Source organism: Cellvibrio sp. pealriver, from assembly GCF_001183545.1.
Taxonomy (GTDB): Bacteria; Pseudomonadota; Gammaproteobacteria; order Pseudomonadales; family Cellvibrionaceae; genus Cellvibrio.
Genome location: NZ_KQ236688.1, coordinates 2803395 through 2820403 on the forward strand (window position 1 = coordinate 2803395; position 17009 = coordinate 2820403).

At 48.9% G+C, this 17009-nt stretch carries 16 protein-coding genes; 9 read left to right on the forward strand and 7 right to left on the reverse strand.

Features of this window, described 5'->3' with window-relative positions:
- Positions 1 to 92 precede the first annotated feature (92 nt).
- Together VC28_RS12085 and VC28_RS12090 are read left to right on the forward strand one after the other, a co-directional pair.
- Positions 93 to 341 (forward strand): type II toxin-antitoxin system Phd/YefM family antitoxin, encoded by a 249-nt coding sequence (locus VC28_RS12085; RefSeq protein ID WP_049630872.1) that lies wholly within the window; start codon positions 93 to 95, stop codon positions 339 to 341.
- A complete protein-coding gene (locus tag VC28_RS12090; protein WP_049630873.1) occupies positions 341 to 595 on the forward strand; it encodes a Txe/YoeB family addiction module toxin in 255 nt (84 codons plus the stop codon). Before VC28_RS12085 ends, VC28_RS12090 begins: the two co-directional genes overlap by 1 nt.
- 8 nt (positions 596 to 603) lie before the next feature.
- Here VC28_RS12090 and VC28_RS12095 read toward each other — a convergent pair whose 3' ends face one another.
- Positions 604 to 1488: a sugar nucleotide-binding protein gene (locus tag VC28_RS12095; RefSeq protein ID WP_049630874.1), complete on the reverse strand. Its 885-nt coding sequence runs from the start codon at positions 1486 to 1488 to the stop codon at positions 604 to 606.
- A 155-nt stretch (positions 1489 to 1643) separates the two neighbouring features.
- On the opposite strand from VC28_RS12095, the gene VC28_RS12100 reads away from it, so the two are divergent.
- From VC28_RS12100 to tatC, 7 genes are read left to right on the forward strand one after another with little or no spacing between them, the layout of a single operon-like run.
- Positions 1644 to 2942: an FAD-dependent oxidoreductase gene (locus VC28_RS12100; RefSeq protein ID WP_049630875.1), complete on the forward strand. Its 1299-nt coding sequence runs from the start codon at positions 1644 to 1646 to the stop codon at positions 2940 to 2942.
- A complete protein-coding gene (locus VC28_RS12105; protein ID WP_049630876.1) occupies positions 2939 to 3799 on the forward strand; it encodes an aldo/keto reductase in 861 nt (286 codons plus the stop codon). Before VC28_RS12100 ends, VC28_RS12105 begins: the two co-directional genes overlap by 4 nt.
- A gap of 18 nt (positions 3800 to 3817) precedes the next feature.
- The gene (hisI, locus tag VC28_RS12110; RefSeq protein ID WP_049630877.1) at positions 3818 to 4204 is read left to right on the forward strand and encodes a phosphoribosyl-AMP cyclohydrolase; all 387 of its coding nucleotides are present in this window, start codon (positions 3818 to 3820) and stop codon (positions 4202 to 4204) included.
- Positions 4205 to 4253: 49 nt separating this feature from the next.
- Positions 4254 to 4592 (forward strand): phosphoribosyl-ATP diphosphatase, encoded by a 339-nt coding sequence (locus VC28_RS12115; RefSeq protein ID WP_049630878.1) that lies wholly within the window; start codon positions 4254 to 4256, stop codon positions 4590 to 4592.
- Positions 4593 to 4622: 30 nt separating this feature from the next.
- On the forward strand, positions 4623 to 4886 hold the full coding sequence (gene tatA, locus VC28_RS12120; RefSeq protein ID WP_049630879.1) for a twin-arginine translocase TatA/TatE family subunit: 264 nt from the start codon (positions 4623 to 4625) through the stop codon (positions 4884 to 4886).
- 3 nt (positions 4887 to 4889) lie between these two features.
- On the forward strand, positions 4890 to 5318 hold the full coding sequence (tatB, locus tag VC28_RS12125; protein WP_082191522.1) for a Sec-independent protein translocase protein TatB: 429 nt from the start codon (positions 4890 to 4892) through the stop codon (positions 5316 to 5318).
- A gap of 6 nt (positions 5319 to 5324) precedes the next feature.
- Positions 5325 to 6095 (forward strand): twin-arginine translocase subunit TatC, encoded by a 771-nt coding sequence (tatC, locus tag VC28_RS12130; RefSeq protein ID WP_049630880.1) that lies wholly within the window; start codon positions 5325 to 5327, stop codon positions 6093 to 6095.
- Between the two features lie 147 nt (positions 6096 to 6242).
- Here tatC and VC28_RS12135 read toward each other — a convergent pair whose 3' ends face one another.
- From VC28_RS12135 to VC28_RS12160, 6 genes are all read right to left on the reverse strand, one after another.
- Positions 6243 to 6452, reverse strand: a complete 210-nt coding sequence (locus VC28_RS12135) for a DUF2061 domain-containing protein (protein ID WP_049630881.1) — start codon at positions 6450 to 6452, stop codon at positions 6243 to 6245.
- A gap of 125 nt (positions 6453 to 6577) precedes the next feature.
- Positions 6578 to 7042, reverse strand: a complete 465-nt coding sequence (locus tag VC28_RS12140) for a CYTH domain-containing protein (RefSeq protein ID WP_049630882.1) — start codon at positions 7040 to 7042, stop codon at positions 6578 to 6580.
- Positions 7020 to 9245: a choice-of-anchor B family protein gene (locus tag VC28_RS12145; protein ID WP_049630883.1), complete on the reverse strand. Its 2226-nt coding sequence runs from the start codon at positions 9243 to 9245 to the stop codon at positions 7020 to 7022. The genes VC28_RS12140 and VC28_RS12145 overlap by 23 nt, the downstream gene beginning before the upstream one ends.
- Positions 9246 to 9467: 222 nt before the next feature.
- Positions 9468 to 13226: a pullulanase-type alpha-1,6-glucosidase gene (gene pulA, locus VC28_RS12150; protein WP_053094198.1), complete on the reverse strand. Its 3759-nt coding sequence runs from the start codon at positions 13224 to 13226 to the stop codon at positions 9468 to 9470.
- A gap of 316 nt (positions 13227 to 13542) precedes the next feature.
- Positions 13543 to 15048 carry a tryptophan halogenase family protein gene (locus VC28_RS12155; RefSeq protein ID WP_049630884.1) on the reverse strand — a complete coding sequence of 502 codons (1506 nt, stop codon included), beginning with the start codon at positions 15046 to 15048 and terminating at the stop codon, positions 13543 to 13545.
- A 75-nt stretch (positions 15049 to 15123) separates the two neighbouring features.
- Positions 15124 to 16989, reverse strand: a complete 1866-nt coding sequence (locus tag VC28_RS12160; protein ID WP_049632370.1) for an alpha-amylase family protein — start codon at positions 16987 to 16989, stop codon at positions 15124 to 15126.
- Between the last annotated feature and the right edge of the window lie 20 nt (positions 16990 to 17009).

Below are 17009 nucleotides of genomic sequence, written 5' to 3' on the forward strand. Positions count from 1 at the left end.
CGCGGTTTTTTTATGACCCCCGGTGTTAGCCTCTACTCGACAGCCCCCATGACAACCTGTACATTATCATGTACATATTTATCGAGGCCTTTATGGACGCTATCACCTACACCACTGCGCGCGCCAACCTTGCCACCACCATGGACAAGGTATGCGAGAACCACGAACCACTCATTATTACCCGCAATGGACAACAATCCGTGGTGATGATCTCTCTAGATGATTATAAATCTATGGAAGAAACCGCCTATTTGCTTAAAAGCCCTAAAAACGCTCAACGGCTAATGGCAGCAATAGCTCAACTTGAGGAAGCAAAAGGCACTGAACGGACACTTTTGTAATGAAACTGATTTTTTCAGAGCAAGCCTGGGATGACTATCTGTTCTGGCAAAAAAGTGACAGCAAAACACTTGAGCGGATCAACACATTAATCAGGGAAATTCAACGTCAACCTTTCTCCGGAATTGGCAAACCTGAACCACTCAAACACGCGCTGGCAAGCTATTGGTCGCGCCGCATCAACGACGAGCATCGATTAATTTATAAAGTCAGTGAAAGCGGATTGCTGATAGCGCAATTGCGCTATCACTACTGAGTAAAAACCTACTTCGCCGCTTTAATCTGCTCGCGGTTATGCAACCACTGCTTCACCAGCGGCAATAAACTCGGGCGCCAGGAGCGCGACTGGATTCCAAAGTAATCGCGCGCGCGGCGGCAGCCGAGAATGGCGCTGAGTGGTTCATCGATGGGTTCGCTGTCTTCGAGCGTGAGACTGGGTTCGGCGGTGAGTAATTGTTGCTGGATGAGAAGCTGAAGGAGGTTTTCGGCGAATTCGTCTTCGGTACAGGCATCGCTGCTGCAATAGTGCATCACACCCCAATTTTCCGCCCCGCACTGGATTTGCTTGGCCATCGCGACGGCGACACGTGCAGCATCCGATAACGCCGTAGGCGCACCGCGTAAACGGCGGTTTACACTGACCGATGCCCCGGCCAAAAATGCACTGAGTAAGCGAGTAAGCAAGTTATCGCCATAGGCACCAATCACCCAACTCAAGCGCAACACAATGTGCTTTTCCAGCTTTTGTACAATCATCCGCTCAGCTTCCGCAAACGCATTACCCGTTTCATTAAGCGGCGACACTTCGTCTTTTTCGCTATGGGTGCCTTTGCCATCGCCGCCAAATACGCTGTAGCTGGAGAAGTGAATCAGCGGGATATTGCGCGCACCGCAATGTTCAGCCAACAAGGCAGTACTGGATAACAGCAGCGATTGACCACCACTGTGGTAAGCCTCCTCCCAACCACAGGTGTTAATCACCAAATCCGGTTTATGTTTATCGATGTAATCAGCAAGCCCAAGGGGATTCGACCAATCCAACTCTGCAGCCGATGGCATAAGTAGTTTGAAGGGTTCGCGCTCTAGCTCATGCTCCAGCGCCTTACCCAAGGGAGAAATTACATCGGTTAACAACAACGTGAATGACATTGTAATGAACAAGCCTTTAAAAAATTTTACGCATATTAGCAGTAGAACCCGCTGCCACCGCAAGGGTAATTCATGCGCGAAACGCTTATACTGCGCCGCTTTTGTGTTTACTTGCCGTTATCGTTATAGCGGCTGATACGGATCAATTATTACCAATGACTCAGGCAACACTCACTGTAAACCTTGATCTCGCCATTATCGGCGGCGGCGTAGCCGGTCTTTGGCTCGCCAATCGCGCCAAAGCGGCAGGTTTCAGTGTGGCTGTATTGGAATCCAAGGCCTTGGGCAGCGACCAAACGCTCGCCTCACAAGGCATGATCCACGGCGGTATGAAATATACCCTGGCAGGCGCACTGACCGGAGCATCGGAAGCGATTGCCGATATGCCCCGTCACTGGCGTGCGTGCTTGTGCGGTGAGGGCGATGTTGACCTGCGCCATACCCGCATCCTGAGCGACCATTTTTTTATGTGGTCGGGCGATGACCTGGGCAGCAAATTGACCTGTTTTCTCGCCAGTAAAATTACCCGCGGCCGCATCGACCCGGTTCATCCGGATCGCCGCCCGCCGCTGCTGCGCAATAACCATTTCAGCGGCAGCCTTTATCGCTTGGAAGACTTGGTTATCGACACCCCCAGCCTGGTCGCCAACCTTGCCCACAATATCGAAGGCAATGCGTTTTTGATTGATTGGGACAATGCGCAACTGGAGAAAGACAATGCGGGCGTAGTGAGCCTGCGCATCCAAACGCCAACCCATTCGATTCACTTGCGCGCACAGCAATTCATTTTTACGGCAGGCAAAGGCAACGCAGCGCTGCTGCAGCAAATCGGGCTCAACAGCCCAGCCATGCAACTGCGCCCACTGCAGCAGGTCATGGTCAAACATCACCATCCATTTGATTTTTATGGTCACTGTCTAGGGCATGAAACGACACCACGCTTGACGATTTCCAGCCATCGCCTGCCCGATGGAACCCATGTGTGGTATCTGGGTGGCAGCCTTGCAGAGAAAGGCGCACAAATGGCAAGCGATGAACTCATCGCCTTGGCGCAAGCAGAGCTGCGCGAGCTGATTCCCTGGGTGAATCTGGACACATCTGAATGGGCGACCTTGCGGATCGACCGTGCCGAACCGCTCCAGCCCGGTTTTGTGCGGCCGGATAACGCGTTTATCGCCGCCGCTGAAGGCGCTGCCAATGTGCTGGTCGGCTGGCCTACCAAACTGACGCTGGCACCTAATCTTGCCAATCAGGCGCTTGAACGATTGCAGGCAGCAGGCATCCAACCTGCCACTCAAACTACTCATGAGCCCATGACCAATCTGCACGATTATTTAGCCTATGCCGAGCCAGCCAAAACGCCATGGGATGAAGCGTTTCCACCGGCGATGACTGCAGAGGAGGCGCTGGCATCGCGCTTTCGCGAACCGGATGATGAGGACGACGAATCATGATGCCGCGTAAACGCCTCGGGCGTACCGACATAGAGATCAGCACCCTGGGCTTGGGCACCGTCAAATTTGGCCGCAACCAAAGCCTGAAGTACCCCGCCCCGTTTGAGCTGCCCAGCGATGAAACCCTGCGCGACCTGCTCGCCTGCGCGCGCGATATGGGCGTGAACCTGGTAGATACTGCCCCCGCTTATGGCTACAGCGAGGAGCGCTTGGGCGAGCTACTGCGCAAGGAGCGCAAAAACTGGGTGATCTCCACCAAAGTGGGCGAGGAGTTCGAGGCCGATAAATTCTCCGGCGAGGGCAAATCCTACTTCGATTACAGCGCCAAACACACGCGCTTGAGTGTGGAGCGCTCCATGCGCCGTCTGCGCACGGATTACCTGGATCTGGTACTGATCCACTCCGATGGCAAGGACATGGAAATACTCACCCAAACACCGGTTATCCACACTCTGCAGCAGCTCAAGCAGGAAGGCTGGATCCGCGCGTTTGGTATCTCCAGCAAAACCCTGAAGGGCGGCATGTTAGCTGCGGAGCTGTGTGATGCGGTGATGCTCACCTACAATCCCGGGCACTTGGCAGAAGAGCCAGTTATCGCAAAATCTGCGCAACATGACACTGCTGTTTTACTAAAAAAGGTTCTCGCCAGCGGCCATATCTGCCATGATGCATCCCCCGTTCAGGGCGCGGCGCAGGCCTTCCATGGTGCCAATGCCCCCGAACCAGACCCTATCCAGGGCGCATTTGATTTTGCCTACGCACATGCAGGAGTCACCAGTGCCATTATCGGCACCGTCAATTTGCAACATTTGCGCGCTAACCTGATGAAAGCATTGCGTGCGCAAAATCTGGCATGAGATTCTACCGAGTAAACTATGAGTAATTGGTTAGACACCGTTAACTGGAACAGCGATGGTTTGGTTCCCGCTATTGCCCAGGATGCTAAATCCGGCCGTATCTTGATGATGGCCTGGATGAACCGCGAGTCACTGCAACTATCTGCCGAACGTGGCGAAGCCGTTTACTGGTCGCGCTCACGCAACCAGCTTTGGCACAAGGGCGAAACCTCGGGCCACATCCAGAAATTGCACGAGATCCGTCTGGATTGCGATGAAGACGTGATTGTCTTGCAAGTCGAACAACTGGGGGGCATTGCCTGCCATACTGGTCGGGAATCTTGCTTTTATCGCGTACTCAAAGACGGTGAATGGCAAACAGTTGAGCCCGTATTGAAAGATCCGGCGACGATTTACTCGCAGTAGTCTTCATCAAACTTATTTATTCGCAACCTATCCCAACCAAGAGCTGTACATGAGCAACGATATTCTCCAGCAACTGACGGTCATCCTCGAAGCGCGCAAAAACAATGCTGCCGCTGAAACTTCCTACGTTGCCAGCCTGCATCAAAAAGGGCTGAATAAAATTTTGGAAAAAGTCGGCGAGGAATGCACTGAAACAATTTTGGCCGCGAAGGATGCTCAAGCCAGTGGCGATAATACTGACCTGATCTATGAAACTGCAGATTTGTGGTTCCATAGTCTGGTGATGTTGTCGCACCTCGGCACCAATGCCGATGCTGTATTAAATGAACTAGCGCGCCGCTTTGATGTGTCGGGCCACGACGAAAAAGCGTCACGCACTCCACAGTAACCAACACCGTATGTTTTGAGGGTATTTATCATGGGTATTAGCGGTATCAGTATTTGGCAACTCCTGATTATTCTGGCAATTGTCGTGATGTTGTTTGGCACCAAACGCCTGCGCAGTTTGGGCAGTGATTTGGGCAGCATGATCAAAGGCTTCAAAAGCTCGATGAACAACGATGAAGCCAAAAAAGACGAAGAAGATCCTGCGCAAAAAATGGATCCCAAAAGTCTTGATCAAAAGACCACTAGCGCCACCGCTGCTGGCGACAAAGTTGACCAGAACAACACCAAGGTTTAACACGTGTTTGATATTGGTTTTACCGAGCTGCTGGTTTGCCTGATTGTTGCTCTGGTGGTTATCGGCCCCGAGCAACTACCGGGTACCGTGCGCACAGTGGGTCTGTGGATCGGCCGACTGAAGCGCAGCCTGCGCGATACCCGTGAAGAAATCGAACGGCAGATAGGCGCGGACGATATCCGCCGCCAACTGCACAACGAAGAAATCATGCAAAATCTGGAGGCTACCCGTTTGCAACTTGAACAGAGTATGCGTGAGGCAGAACAGGCAGCTAGCATCAATCCGGCAGAGCAAACACCCGCGCGCGCGCAGCAATACGGCCCGCCAGAGGAATTACCCGATCACGCGCACATCGACGAGGTAAAACCTGTGCCAGCACCATCTGCTACAGAAACCTCGACCACCACGTCCAAATCCGGTACGGGCAATTAAGTACGCATGAACCCATCATCCGATAAAGAACAACCGCTGGTGCAGCATCTGATCGAGCTGCGCACGCGCCTGCTGCATATCATTTATTTTTTACTCGCGGTATTTGCCTGCCTGTTTCCGTTTGCAACAGACATCTACGCGATCATCTCTGCGCCCTTGCAAGCGGTACTGCCTGCAGGCACGCACATGATTGCAACCGATGTGATATCGCCGTTTTTAACGCCGTTAAAACTCACGTTTTATCTATCACTTTTCATTGCCGTGCCCTTTATCCTCTACCAGATATGGGCCTTCATCGCCCCCGGCCTTTACAAGCACGAAAAACAATTAGCCGCGCCGCTGCTGTTCTCAAGCGTGATGCTGTTCTTTACCGGCATGGCATTCGCCTACTTTCTGGTCTTGCCGATGTTGTTCAATTTCACCATGGGGATTGAACTGCAAGGCGTAAGCACAATGACCGACATCACCAAGTATCTCGATCTGGTGCTGCATATGTTCTTTGCTTTCGGCTTTGCATTTGAGATTCCAGTCGCGACAGTGCTGCTGATCCACGCCGGCGTGGTTACACCTGAAGGTTTGGCCGAGAAGCGCCGCTATATCGTCGTCGGATGTTTTGTCGTAGGCATGCTGCTCACACCACCGGATGTATTTTCCCAAACTATGCTGGCCATTCCGATGTGGATGCTATTTGAAGCCGGTTTGTTTTTTGGGCGGATGGTGAAAAAACGCAGTGAAGAGCGCGAACAAGCCAACGAAAACAACGATCTCTCCAACTGATTTGTTCATGCCCAATTAAGAACGGCCTGCCGGTAACCCAGCAGGCCGTTTTTTATTGTCAGTCTGTCTTGTTGTCTGGCTATTGATTGGTGTCGTAGCTTGATTGGTGTTGCCTGATGAGTGTCGTTGCTTGCGGCAAAAAAGCCGCTAGACACTGTTTGCCAAGGCCTCCTGAATCGCCTCTTTGTTTTCTTCGTATTTCTTCCAACCCAATTCGTGGAAGTAGAAAGCAACGGTGTTGATGGCGGGCTCAATCAACGCCAGCGCACCACCTACCACGATACTTCCGGTTAAGGCGTAGCCCACAGTGAAGGCCACGCTGAAATGCACTACGGCGAAGGTTGCTGTCTTGGCCATGATGAAATCCTCAATAATCCGGTGTTAATGTCGGCAGCTGATGACTTATCAGCCCATGGATTCATCATAGGCAAGCAATAATCATTATCAAAGAAAATAGATTCGATACAATCAATAGAAAATAGCTATTTATGCCACTGGTTGAACGGCAAGCGCGATAAGTTGGAGTTGAAATAGCGTGCATCGTTGGTCACCTCCTCCCCAACCCACTCAGGCTTATCAAACACGCAATCCTCCGCTGGCAATTCAATTTCTGCGACTACCAAGCCTGCGTTATCGCCCACAAATTCATCCACCTCCCACACAAACCCTGCATGAAGGATTTTGCGGCGATACTTTTCAATTAAGGGTTGCTCGCACAAGGTCAATAAGTCTCGCGCATCCCATACCGGAATCGGGTATTCAAACTCCGCACGGCTCATCCCCACCGATTGCCCCTTGATCGTCAGAAACGCCTCATCCCCCGCAATACGCACACGCACCGTGCGCGCTTTGTCGCGGTTTAAATATCCCTGCGAATAAAACACCGCAGGCGCACTGCGCCAAGCATCGCCAATAACTAAAAATTTACGTTCGATTTCGATTGCCATTCACACACCTTTTGGGATTCACATGCGCCAAACACAACAGCAGCGCCAAAACATAAAACGATAACGAACCACCTCCACCGCCGGATTTAGCTGCGGATGCAGGTGCACTTGCTGCCACTGAATTGTTGGCCGACGTATTATTGGCTGATGATGCTGCAGATGACGAGCCTGTTACTGGCTCATCGGGTTTATCTGCAATTACTATTTGCATCATATTGGGCGATGCCAGTGAAAGGCCATTGCGGGGATTATACAAGCGCAAAAAAAAGCGCTCTGAATATTCGTTGCCTTCGCCGTCGGCGGTGATGGGAATGGAAATTAATTTTTCACTCGCATCACCATCCTGCCATTCAACGCTGCCATTAACTGTGGTGAAATCATTCTGATCGGCATTACCGGTTTGCGTTTCATAAAAGACTTCTACTCTGCCTTTACTGCCGCCGGTTCGATGAATGGCTATTTGAATGCTTTCACCTTCTTTTGCATTGATATGCGAAACAGAAAATGCTGCATTGCCTTCCGCGCTTGCTGTGTTATCGCGAATCACATATAACCCGCTGTTAATATCGTTTACCAAAATATTGCCGCTGGGTAAAAACGGATAGGTTCCCCATGCACCATTGAAAGCGGCCGAATTAGTGAGCGGATAGGTATCGAAAAAACCGACTTCTTTGGGGTTGCGTGGATCAGTAATATCCAACACCACCAAACCACGCTCGTAATTGGAAATATAGTAACGGTTGCCGCGCGTATAACCGTTGTGATCAATCGCTGGCGTCGGGCCAATATATTCACCCACTAATTCCGGTGCGCGCAAATTGTTGATAGAAAAAAAGCGCACACGCGTATTCAGCGAATAATTGATTTCATCCAGTTCATCGTGAACAGAAATAAAACGTTTATCTTCCGTCCACCAACCGGAGTGCACATAAGAAATATAGGGATATAACGTGCGCGATAAATTTGTCGGGGCTGCGCTATTGGTTTTATCCCACAGATAAATTTCATCTTCGTTGTAATCCAGCATCACATCACAATTATTATTTGTGTCTACGCATTGCGCGCGACGTTCATCGGTAATCCACAGCGATGACACATCATGGCTGTACCAAACACGCGGTGCAGTTGCATTATTTTTATAAATCGCTGCGGGTTTTAGCGGATCAGCCAGCGAGTAAGAATTAAATGCACCGCCTTGTTTATCGCTACCGGCCACATGCATATACGCCGTCTTTCCTGTCAGCGCTACACCGGTGGAATAATCCACATTGCTGATATAAATATTGTGCGCACTGGTATCGGTTTTTTCACTGGATGCCACAACAACCGTTTGTGGCAACTGGTTTAAATCCAGGATCATAGTGCCGACGCTCGCGGCATCGGCAGTGACATAAGCGTAACTCATCCAACGGCGTAAGCTGTTATCGTAAAACTGATAGGTTTTGATATCGCGCCAGACAGTATTTTGGCTTGCAATAAAGCTCATTACGCGCGGATTCACCGGGTCGCTAACTTCCACAACGCTCACGCCGTTAGTGAGCCCTACTAATGCATATTCGCGCCCGTCGTTAAGATCGTAGTGGCCCCAAATATCATTGCCATTGGAGCCGCTATTACCCAAACTTGATAACGGCACATGCGCAAGCAAATCAAGATTAGTGCAACTAAACTCACCCGCTTTTCCGTTCACACAAGGCACAGCCGTTTGCGCTTCTGCCATTGCGCTTAATTGCGATTGTTTTGCTTGCAGGTATTGTTGCTGCTCGCGATTCAAGCCTTTGGTATCAGTGATAACGGTAAAACCTTTTTCCGCCAACCCCTGTGCAAATTGCGCAGGCACACCAATCAATATCGATTTATTAGTCGCGTCCGTTTGCGGTGCTGTTTTTTGAAATGTTTTTTGCTGATAACCACCGAAAACCGGTACAACGGTAGAGCTGAGATAAAAAACCGAATCCATATCGGTAATTTCATAACGGCCTTCCGCCACTAAAATGCGGTCGCCTTTGCCCGCTTGCCTGGCTGCATATGCGATGGTTTTGCAGGGGGATGCAATTTGGTCGCAGCGCCCTTCATCCTTTCCTGTTTCTGCCACATAACGGGCTTTATCGTGCTCGGCATGGGCAAATACCTGCGCCGACAAAGACAGACAACTGCCAATAACACCAGAAACTGTTAATAACCAGAAGCGATTGATACGCACATTAGAGTCCTTTAGAGAATCCGCTTATTGTGGATTGCAACAACACAATCCCCGTTGATTAAACGATGAGAGTATAGCGGCTCAAAACCCAAACTGCGTAAGCATAAAAAAAGCGCAGACTAGCTGCGCTTTTTAAAGAAGTGTTATTCACACCAGAAGATTATCGGTTCAGCTGTGGATTCCGCTATAAATTCAGCAATCCACTCTGGAGCCTGAAGCCGATTAATTGTTTGTAAATCTCCGGCTGCAGGGAAGCATCAGCAAAACCAGCATGCTGCACAACCATGCATCCAGACTACCCCCGCCCGGTTTGCCCGGAGTCTCAGGAGTTGCGGGGGCATCATCTCCTAGTGACTTTTTTTTTGAGACCAATACAACAACCGACCTTGCTGGCACGGTGAATTCACCTTTGGCAGGATTGATTTTGACATCGTTCAGTCGTTTATCTTTCGACTTCTTTTGCACCGGATGCAGAGCGAAATCGGATTTTTTCAACTCACTCAAGGTCAAGGTTTTGGCCGTGACATTTGCGTTAAACAACACCAGAATCATTTCCGCATCAGGGTCAAGATTCGCCTTGCTATCGCTCAACAACATAGCGATTACACCGGGAACTTGATTAGCACCATTGTTATAAAACTTTACTTGCTCCTGAATTTGCGCTGACGTTTCCAAGCGGAACAGTTTTGAACTTTTGCGGATAGCCAATAATTCCAATGTGCGCTCCAGCGCGGTGCTGATATCTGCCGGAGCAGGCTTCAATGCCGGATTCGCCAATAATAAACGTGACTCATTCCAGTTTTGCTGGTTGTCGCCTTTCAGTGGCAAACCACGCCCCCATCCATTTTGCTGATAGGTGAAATCCAGCAAGTTAAACCAATCGCCTGCATCATAGCTGTTGCGGTCAGTCGATTTGGAACGCAGCATTTCCTGCCCGGCATGCAAAAACGGAACGCCCTGGGCAAACAATACAAGCGCGTTGCCAAGATGTTGCATACGCACACGGTCGGCCATGCTGGTTGCCAATGGCGCTTTGTATTGGATCATATCGAACAGGGTTTCGTTGTCATGTGCTTCGATATAGTTAATGGTTTCTTGCGGATCCAGCGTATAACCAGCGCCGTCAATTGCCGATGCTTTTTGGGTTTTACCGGTGTAATCCACCAACGAAAATTCTTTCAAACTTCCGGCGAGTGTTGCTTTCAGCATATCGGTTTGCTTGAGTAAATTTTCTTTGGCAGCAGCGCTTGCCGAGTTTTCGGCGTTAGGGTCCAGATACAAACCGTTGATAAAACTTTGGTTTTGGATATGCGCAATACCGGAATCAAATGGCCCACCACCGCGCACGGCATCGCGAATAAAATTATTAAAGGTGCCTACGCCGGTGCCACTCATATTGCCGATGCGAGCCTGTACAAAACGGGCATCGTTTTGTACTTCACCAAAATTCCAACCCTCGCCATAAAAATAAATTGATTTTCCATCAACACCATCCGCATTAACAGTCAGTGATTGAATGTCATTTTTAATACTGACGATATTGTCTTTGGTGTGATGCCCCATAATGTCATAGCGGAAGCCATCGACTTTGTAAGCCGTAGCCCAAGTGCGGATTGAATCGCGCATCAGCTTTTCCATCATCACATTTTCACTGGCGGTATTTTCACAGCAGGTACTTCTTTCAATATCGCCCTGCGCATTTAAACGGTGGTAATAACCTGGAACCACTTTGTCCAGCACCGACGTATCACTCAGCAATGCACCGCTGGTGTGGTTGTAAACCACGTCCATAATCACGCGCAAACCCGCTTTATTCAGAGCCGCAACCATTGAGCGGAATTCACGGATACGCACAACGCCGTCAGGATCTGTGGCATAACCACCATCGGGAACGGTGTAATGGTGAGGGTCATAACACCAGTTAAAGCCATCCTGCCCGCGAATTGCTTCTACCGCCGCTTGCTGCATTTCGCTGTCGGGCGCAAAACTGGCGAGATTATCCGTCAGTGTTTTTTGCTCGGATTTATTTTCATTGATGGTGGCGCAGTCAAAGGCTGGCAATAAATGCACGTGGCTTAATCCCGCATCCGCCAAACGTTTTAAATGCTTCATACCGTTGGAGTTGGTTTTCGTAAACGCCGCAAAAGTCCCGCGCTCTGCTGCTGGTACGGTTTCATCTTGAATACTGAAATCGCGCACATGCAATTCATAAATCACCATGTCTTCAGGCGATTTAAATACCGGTTTTGCCAAACTATCCCAGCCTGCCGGTTTTAAATCCGCATCGGCGAGATTAATAAATTGACTGCGTTTGCCATTAATAGAGGTATTCAAGCTGTAAGGATCAGTTGTCCAATTTTTTTCAACTTTTCCAGTATGGCGAACAAATACTTCCACTTCATACAAATAATATTTGCGATTCCAATTGGCATTGCCCTCAGCAGTCCATACGCCGGATGCTGCATCCAATTGCATGGCATAAGGCGTAGCGGTTGATTGCGGATTGGCATCATCAAATACATGCAGCGTCACTTTTTGTGCGGTAGGAGCCCATAGTTTTACGCTGGGAACTGCACCCGAATAAATCACACCCAAATTGCCGTTATAGGCAAATACATCATCGAGCACGCCTGCTAATTGCAGTGCAGTCGCTTCCAACAAATTACCATTGGCTGCATTCACGGAGATAGCGGTTTGCTGCTTGAGGATATCGCCCGCGCGAGCAAGATCAGCTGCAGCAACTTTGAACACGGCAAGATTTTTTAAATGCGGGTATTTATTTTTTAATGCATCACTTAGACCAGTAGCATCATAGGTCAACGCAATAGCATCGCCACCACTCACACCAGCAGGGCTGGTAGACAGGCTAGCATCGCTGGAGAAATGTAAATGTGCTGTTGCGCCGGTTAATTGCTCAGCAGGAAGATTAACTGCAATAGTGTCGCGCGTTAACCAATGCGCTTTAGCGGTTTTTAAATCACCGGCAACCACTTCATCGCCGATGTACACTTTTTTATTGGCCGCATCAAAGGTGAAAACAACTTTTTGATTAGGCGCATCAACACGGAAGCTGATGTTATTGCCATTATCACCGTAGCTTTCATCCCACTTTTCATTGATCGCCACTTTGGCTTCATAGGTTCCCACAGGCAATGCAGTGGTACTGAAGGTATACAGCCCGTTACCGTCTACATCTTGCAACCAGGTGCGCAAGCAATCCGGCTGCCAATTGCCGGGGCAGCCCAACAAAGATTGGAAATTACCCACGGCAGTTGCAATAACAGACGTTGCGTTGGATGTAATCCAGTGGGTTTTGTGGCTGTAATAAAAGGTTACCGGTTGCGGTGCAGACAGTGAGAGATTGATATTGCTTCCGCCGGCAGCGCCATTAGCGCCGTAATTTTCTGACCAGCCCTGATTTAATGCGGCTTTAAATTGCCAACTGCCTGCAGGTACCGATAATGTTTTTCGCCAGATTTTATCGGCTGCATTCAATTCCATTTGGGTATTGGCACATTCTGGTTGCCAATCATCCGGGCAACCGGATTCTTGTTGCAGATCGCCCGCGATAGTCACGAAATCCGGTTGCGGTTCTACTGGCGCTACCACACCATCCTGTGAATCGTCGCTAATTTCGTGAGTCACTTCGTCGTAGACAAACGTAATGGCTTTTTCTTCTGTAATTGCAAACGCGATGTTTGCACCATCTTTGGCACCACCTGCGCCGTAGTTTTCCGTCCAGGCACCATCAATGGCAATTTTATATTCCCAACTACCCGCAGGAACGGTGAAAGTCGCAGACCAAAGATTGCCGTTTTTATTTAAAAAAGTCGTTGCGCAAGATGGCTGCCAATCTGCCGGGCAACCCAACTCTGACTGTAAACTTCCTGCCAGGGTGACCGACGTAGGGGCAGCTAATGCCGATGACGGGATAGCGCAAGCCAGCGTGAGGCTCCACAACCCAATTAAGGTGTTTTTCATAGTAATGATCTCGTTTATTTTTATTAAAGTAGATAGCGTTAAACCAACGCACGATAAAAAATGGCGCAGCCAGGCTGCGCCGAATTTATCAACAGCGACGATAAAACGGGAAAAGCAGAAAGGGATTCACTAGAAAACCGTCATCCCTAGCATGAGTCAAATACTAGGGCTTTAACAGAAATGACAACAAGCGGTTACATACGTATTCATAGTCAAAAACAACATTACATACGTATGCAATATTTTTATTTCGCAGCGTTAAAAAATGCGCGTTATTAGCAGGAAAATTTTTAGTCGCAAAAATGATGACCAAGACTCACATGTGCGCTCTGAGCGCGGCCAATTGTGCTTTATGTGATGAGAAATTTAACGCACAACGACTAATAAAATCTTCAATGGTTTCAAGTTTGTATTTATTGGCGATTGCATTACCGGCACTTAATTGTTTTTGCTCGGGAAAAACACCATAACCAGCTAACAGACAATGCCAGGATGCCGATGGATAGTAACCACCAATCTGTTGCCGCTCAATCTCTTGCGTGAGATTGTCTCCCGATACCCATACTTGTAATAACCGGCGCAGCGAATCGGACAAATAATTGTTATTGGCATTTTCTCGCCAGTAGTCAGTATCGGTGCGCGAATTCACACGATAATGGCACACAATATAATCGCGTACCGCTTCAAAACGCTGGTTAATTTTTTGGTTAAATGAACCCTGTTCTTGCTCGGAAAAATTGCCCTGCTCAAAGGCCTCGGCAAAACTTAAAATTGTTTCCTGCACCAGATGTAACGCGGTTGCTTCCAATGGTTCAATAAAACCTTGCGACAATCCCACAGCCAAACAATTTTTGGCCCAATGCCGCTCCACACGGCCTACGTTCATTTTCAGGTGACGCACAGGCACATCGGAATCCAACATATTCAGCTGTGTACGCAGCTCCACTTCAGCGGCATCTTTTGAGCAGAATGCAGAGCTATACACATAACCATTTCCCACTCGGTTAGTGAGCGGAATATTCCACATCCAGCCATTCTGTAATGCAGTAGATGTTGTCTGCGGTGCAAAGTCATCAACCTGTGCTGTTGGCATAACGACCGCAGAATCGTTAAACAGATTTTTAGCAAAACTGACAAAAGGTACCTGCAATGCTTTTTGGATTAGCAACCCTGCAAAGCCGGTGCAGTCGATAAAAAAATCCCCTTCCAGCGCTTGGCCATCATCTGTCATCAGTTGGGTTATATAACCTTGTGCATTTAGCCGGACATCCACAACACGATGATCCAAATGGGTGACGCCCAATTTTTTTGCATGCTCTTTTAAAAACTGACCAACCAATGACGCATCAAAGTGATAACCGTAACCGACCTGAAATGGAAAACGGTGATCGGGATGCGGACCTAAATGATGGGCTGCGAGATAGGTTGCCAGAAAAAATTTGTCCGGATGCGCGTAAACATCGGCACCTCTGCGACGTACAAATGCATTATAAAAAAATGCCGGTGCAGAATAATCATCTGGCTGCGTAGGAAAGGGGTGAAAATAATTATCGAACCCAGCCTTGGTAGACCAGTTACAAAACCGGATACCGGTTTTGTAGGTAGCGTTACAAGCAGGCATCCATTCCTGCTCAGCGATGCCCATGTAATCAAAAAAAGATTTGAGCTGCGGCGTTGAACCTTCACCCACACCAACAATACCAATATCGGTCGATTCCAGTAAGGCGATATCAATCCCCCGGTTTGCCCAGCGTTTTGCCAGCATATTGGCTGCCATCCACCCTGCGGTACCACCACCTAAAATGACGACTTTTTTGATCATATCAATTGCCAGATATTGGTTTTATTCCAGTATAGACTGCAGTAAACAAGTGAACGACATTCAGATGCACCGCGTTTAGTTTTTTAACTGCAACACTAATGATTCCAATGGAGCCAAGCGAAGTGCAACATAAGCCTGCCCATCGCGCACCACCAACTTGTAAGTGCTGTTATTACCCAAACGCGATTGCAAGAGCGCGTTGCCGGAAAGATTCCAGGCGCTCACCAGTTCTGGTGTTAATTGCAAATTAAATGTGCGCGCTTCAGTTGCACTGAAATTGCTGACGACTAACCATTGCTGTGCAGCGTTCCAACGGGCGAATGCAAAAACCTGTTCATCGTAACCGGAATGATTCGCCAGATTAGTGCTGTGCAGTTCGCGATACTCGCCATTAAAACCCGATTCGTTTGCCGAGAGCGTCATCAGCTCGCGATAAAACTGCAACAGGGATTTTTCAGCAGGCGTTGATTGCCCTGCATCAAACTTGCCTTTGTTCATAAAGCGCTGATGCGCAGGTACACCGGCGTAATCAAATATAGTGGTGCGCGATGGATCGCCAAAACCGGATTCCAGCGCGCCCGCCTCACCAACTTCCTGACCAAAATACAACATGGTGGGCGAGCGGCTGATTAAGGCCGATACCACCATCGCCGGTTTGGCTTTTTCAGCACTGCCTGCAAATTCAGGGCTGGCGATGCGCTGCTCATCGTGGTTTTCCAAAAAGTGCAGCATGTGCTCTTCAATATCGCTCATCCCCGCCTGTACCGATGCGATTGCACTGGTGCCGGTTTTGCCTTGCATAATCGCCTTCAAGCTATCGTACATTTCCACTTTGTCGTACAGATAATCCATTTTTCCCAGCTGCAAATAATTGCGGTACTCGGCCGGGTTATAAACTTCTGCCAGTAAAAATGCGTCGGGATTTTTGTGTTTAATCGATGAATTCAAATAGCTCCAAAATTCCACCGGCACCATTTCGGCCATATCAAACCGAAAACCGTCCACGCCTTTTGCCAACCAATATTCGGCAATCTGGCGGAATTTAATCCAGGAATCAGGAACTGATTTTCCCTGCCAGAATTGATAATGCGCCTGCACGGTTTTTTGTGCGTAAGCTGCAGGTAATTCGGGAAAATCTTTACTGCCATCGGGGCGAACGCCGTAATTGATTTTTACGGTTTCATACCAGTCATCAAATTTTGGTTGCGCAAGGCGCGAGCCATTGCCAGTCCACTTCGCGGGATTTTCAACAAACTTTCCATCGCTCAATGGATGCGCCTCGCCACCCAAAGGGCGATAATTATTCAGCGCTTCAGGCACATTAAATGGCTCGCCAACGACATAATAAAAATTATTATCGCGTGCGTGCTCCACTTGTGTGTTATCACGCGCACCAAAGTCTTCAACACCTGCGGGTTTACTAATGGAGTGATACGCGCGCGCAACATGGTTGGGCACTATATCAATAACCACTTTCATACCCTGCGCATGGGTGCGTGCAATCAATGCTTCAAATTCCTGCAAGCGATTGGCCGGATTCACTGCAAGGTCGGGATTTACGTTGTAATAATCTTTTACGGCATAAGGTGATCCGGCGCGGCCTTTGACTACATCGGGATCATCGTTACTGATACCGAAAGCAGTGTAATCGCGGATCACTGCATGATGCGGAACACCGGTGTACCACACGTGGCTTACACCCAGTTGTTTGAGTGATTGCAAGGCGGCATCGTTAATATCGTTGAATTTCCCAACACCATTTTCTTCCAGCGTGCCCCAGGGTTTATTGGTGGTGTTGGTATTGCCATACAAACGCGTGAAAATTTGGTAGACCACAGGTTTTCCTTGCGCATCCACTTTCTTTTCTGCATTGAGCTGCGGCGTGCTCGCACAAGACGCCAGCACCAACACCAAACCACCCATCATCATTTTTGTTTTCATTGCATTTCCTGCCAGAAAAA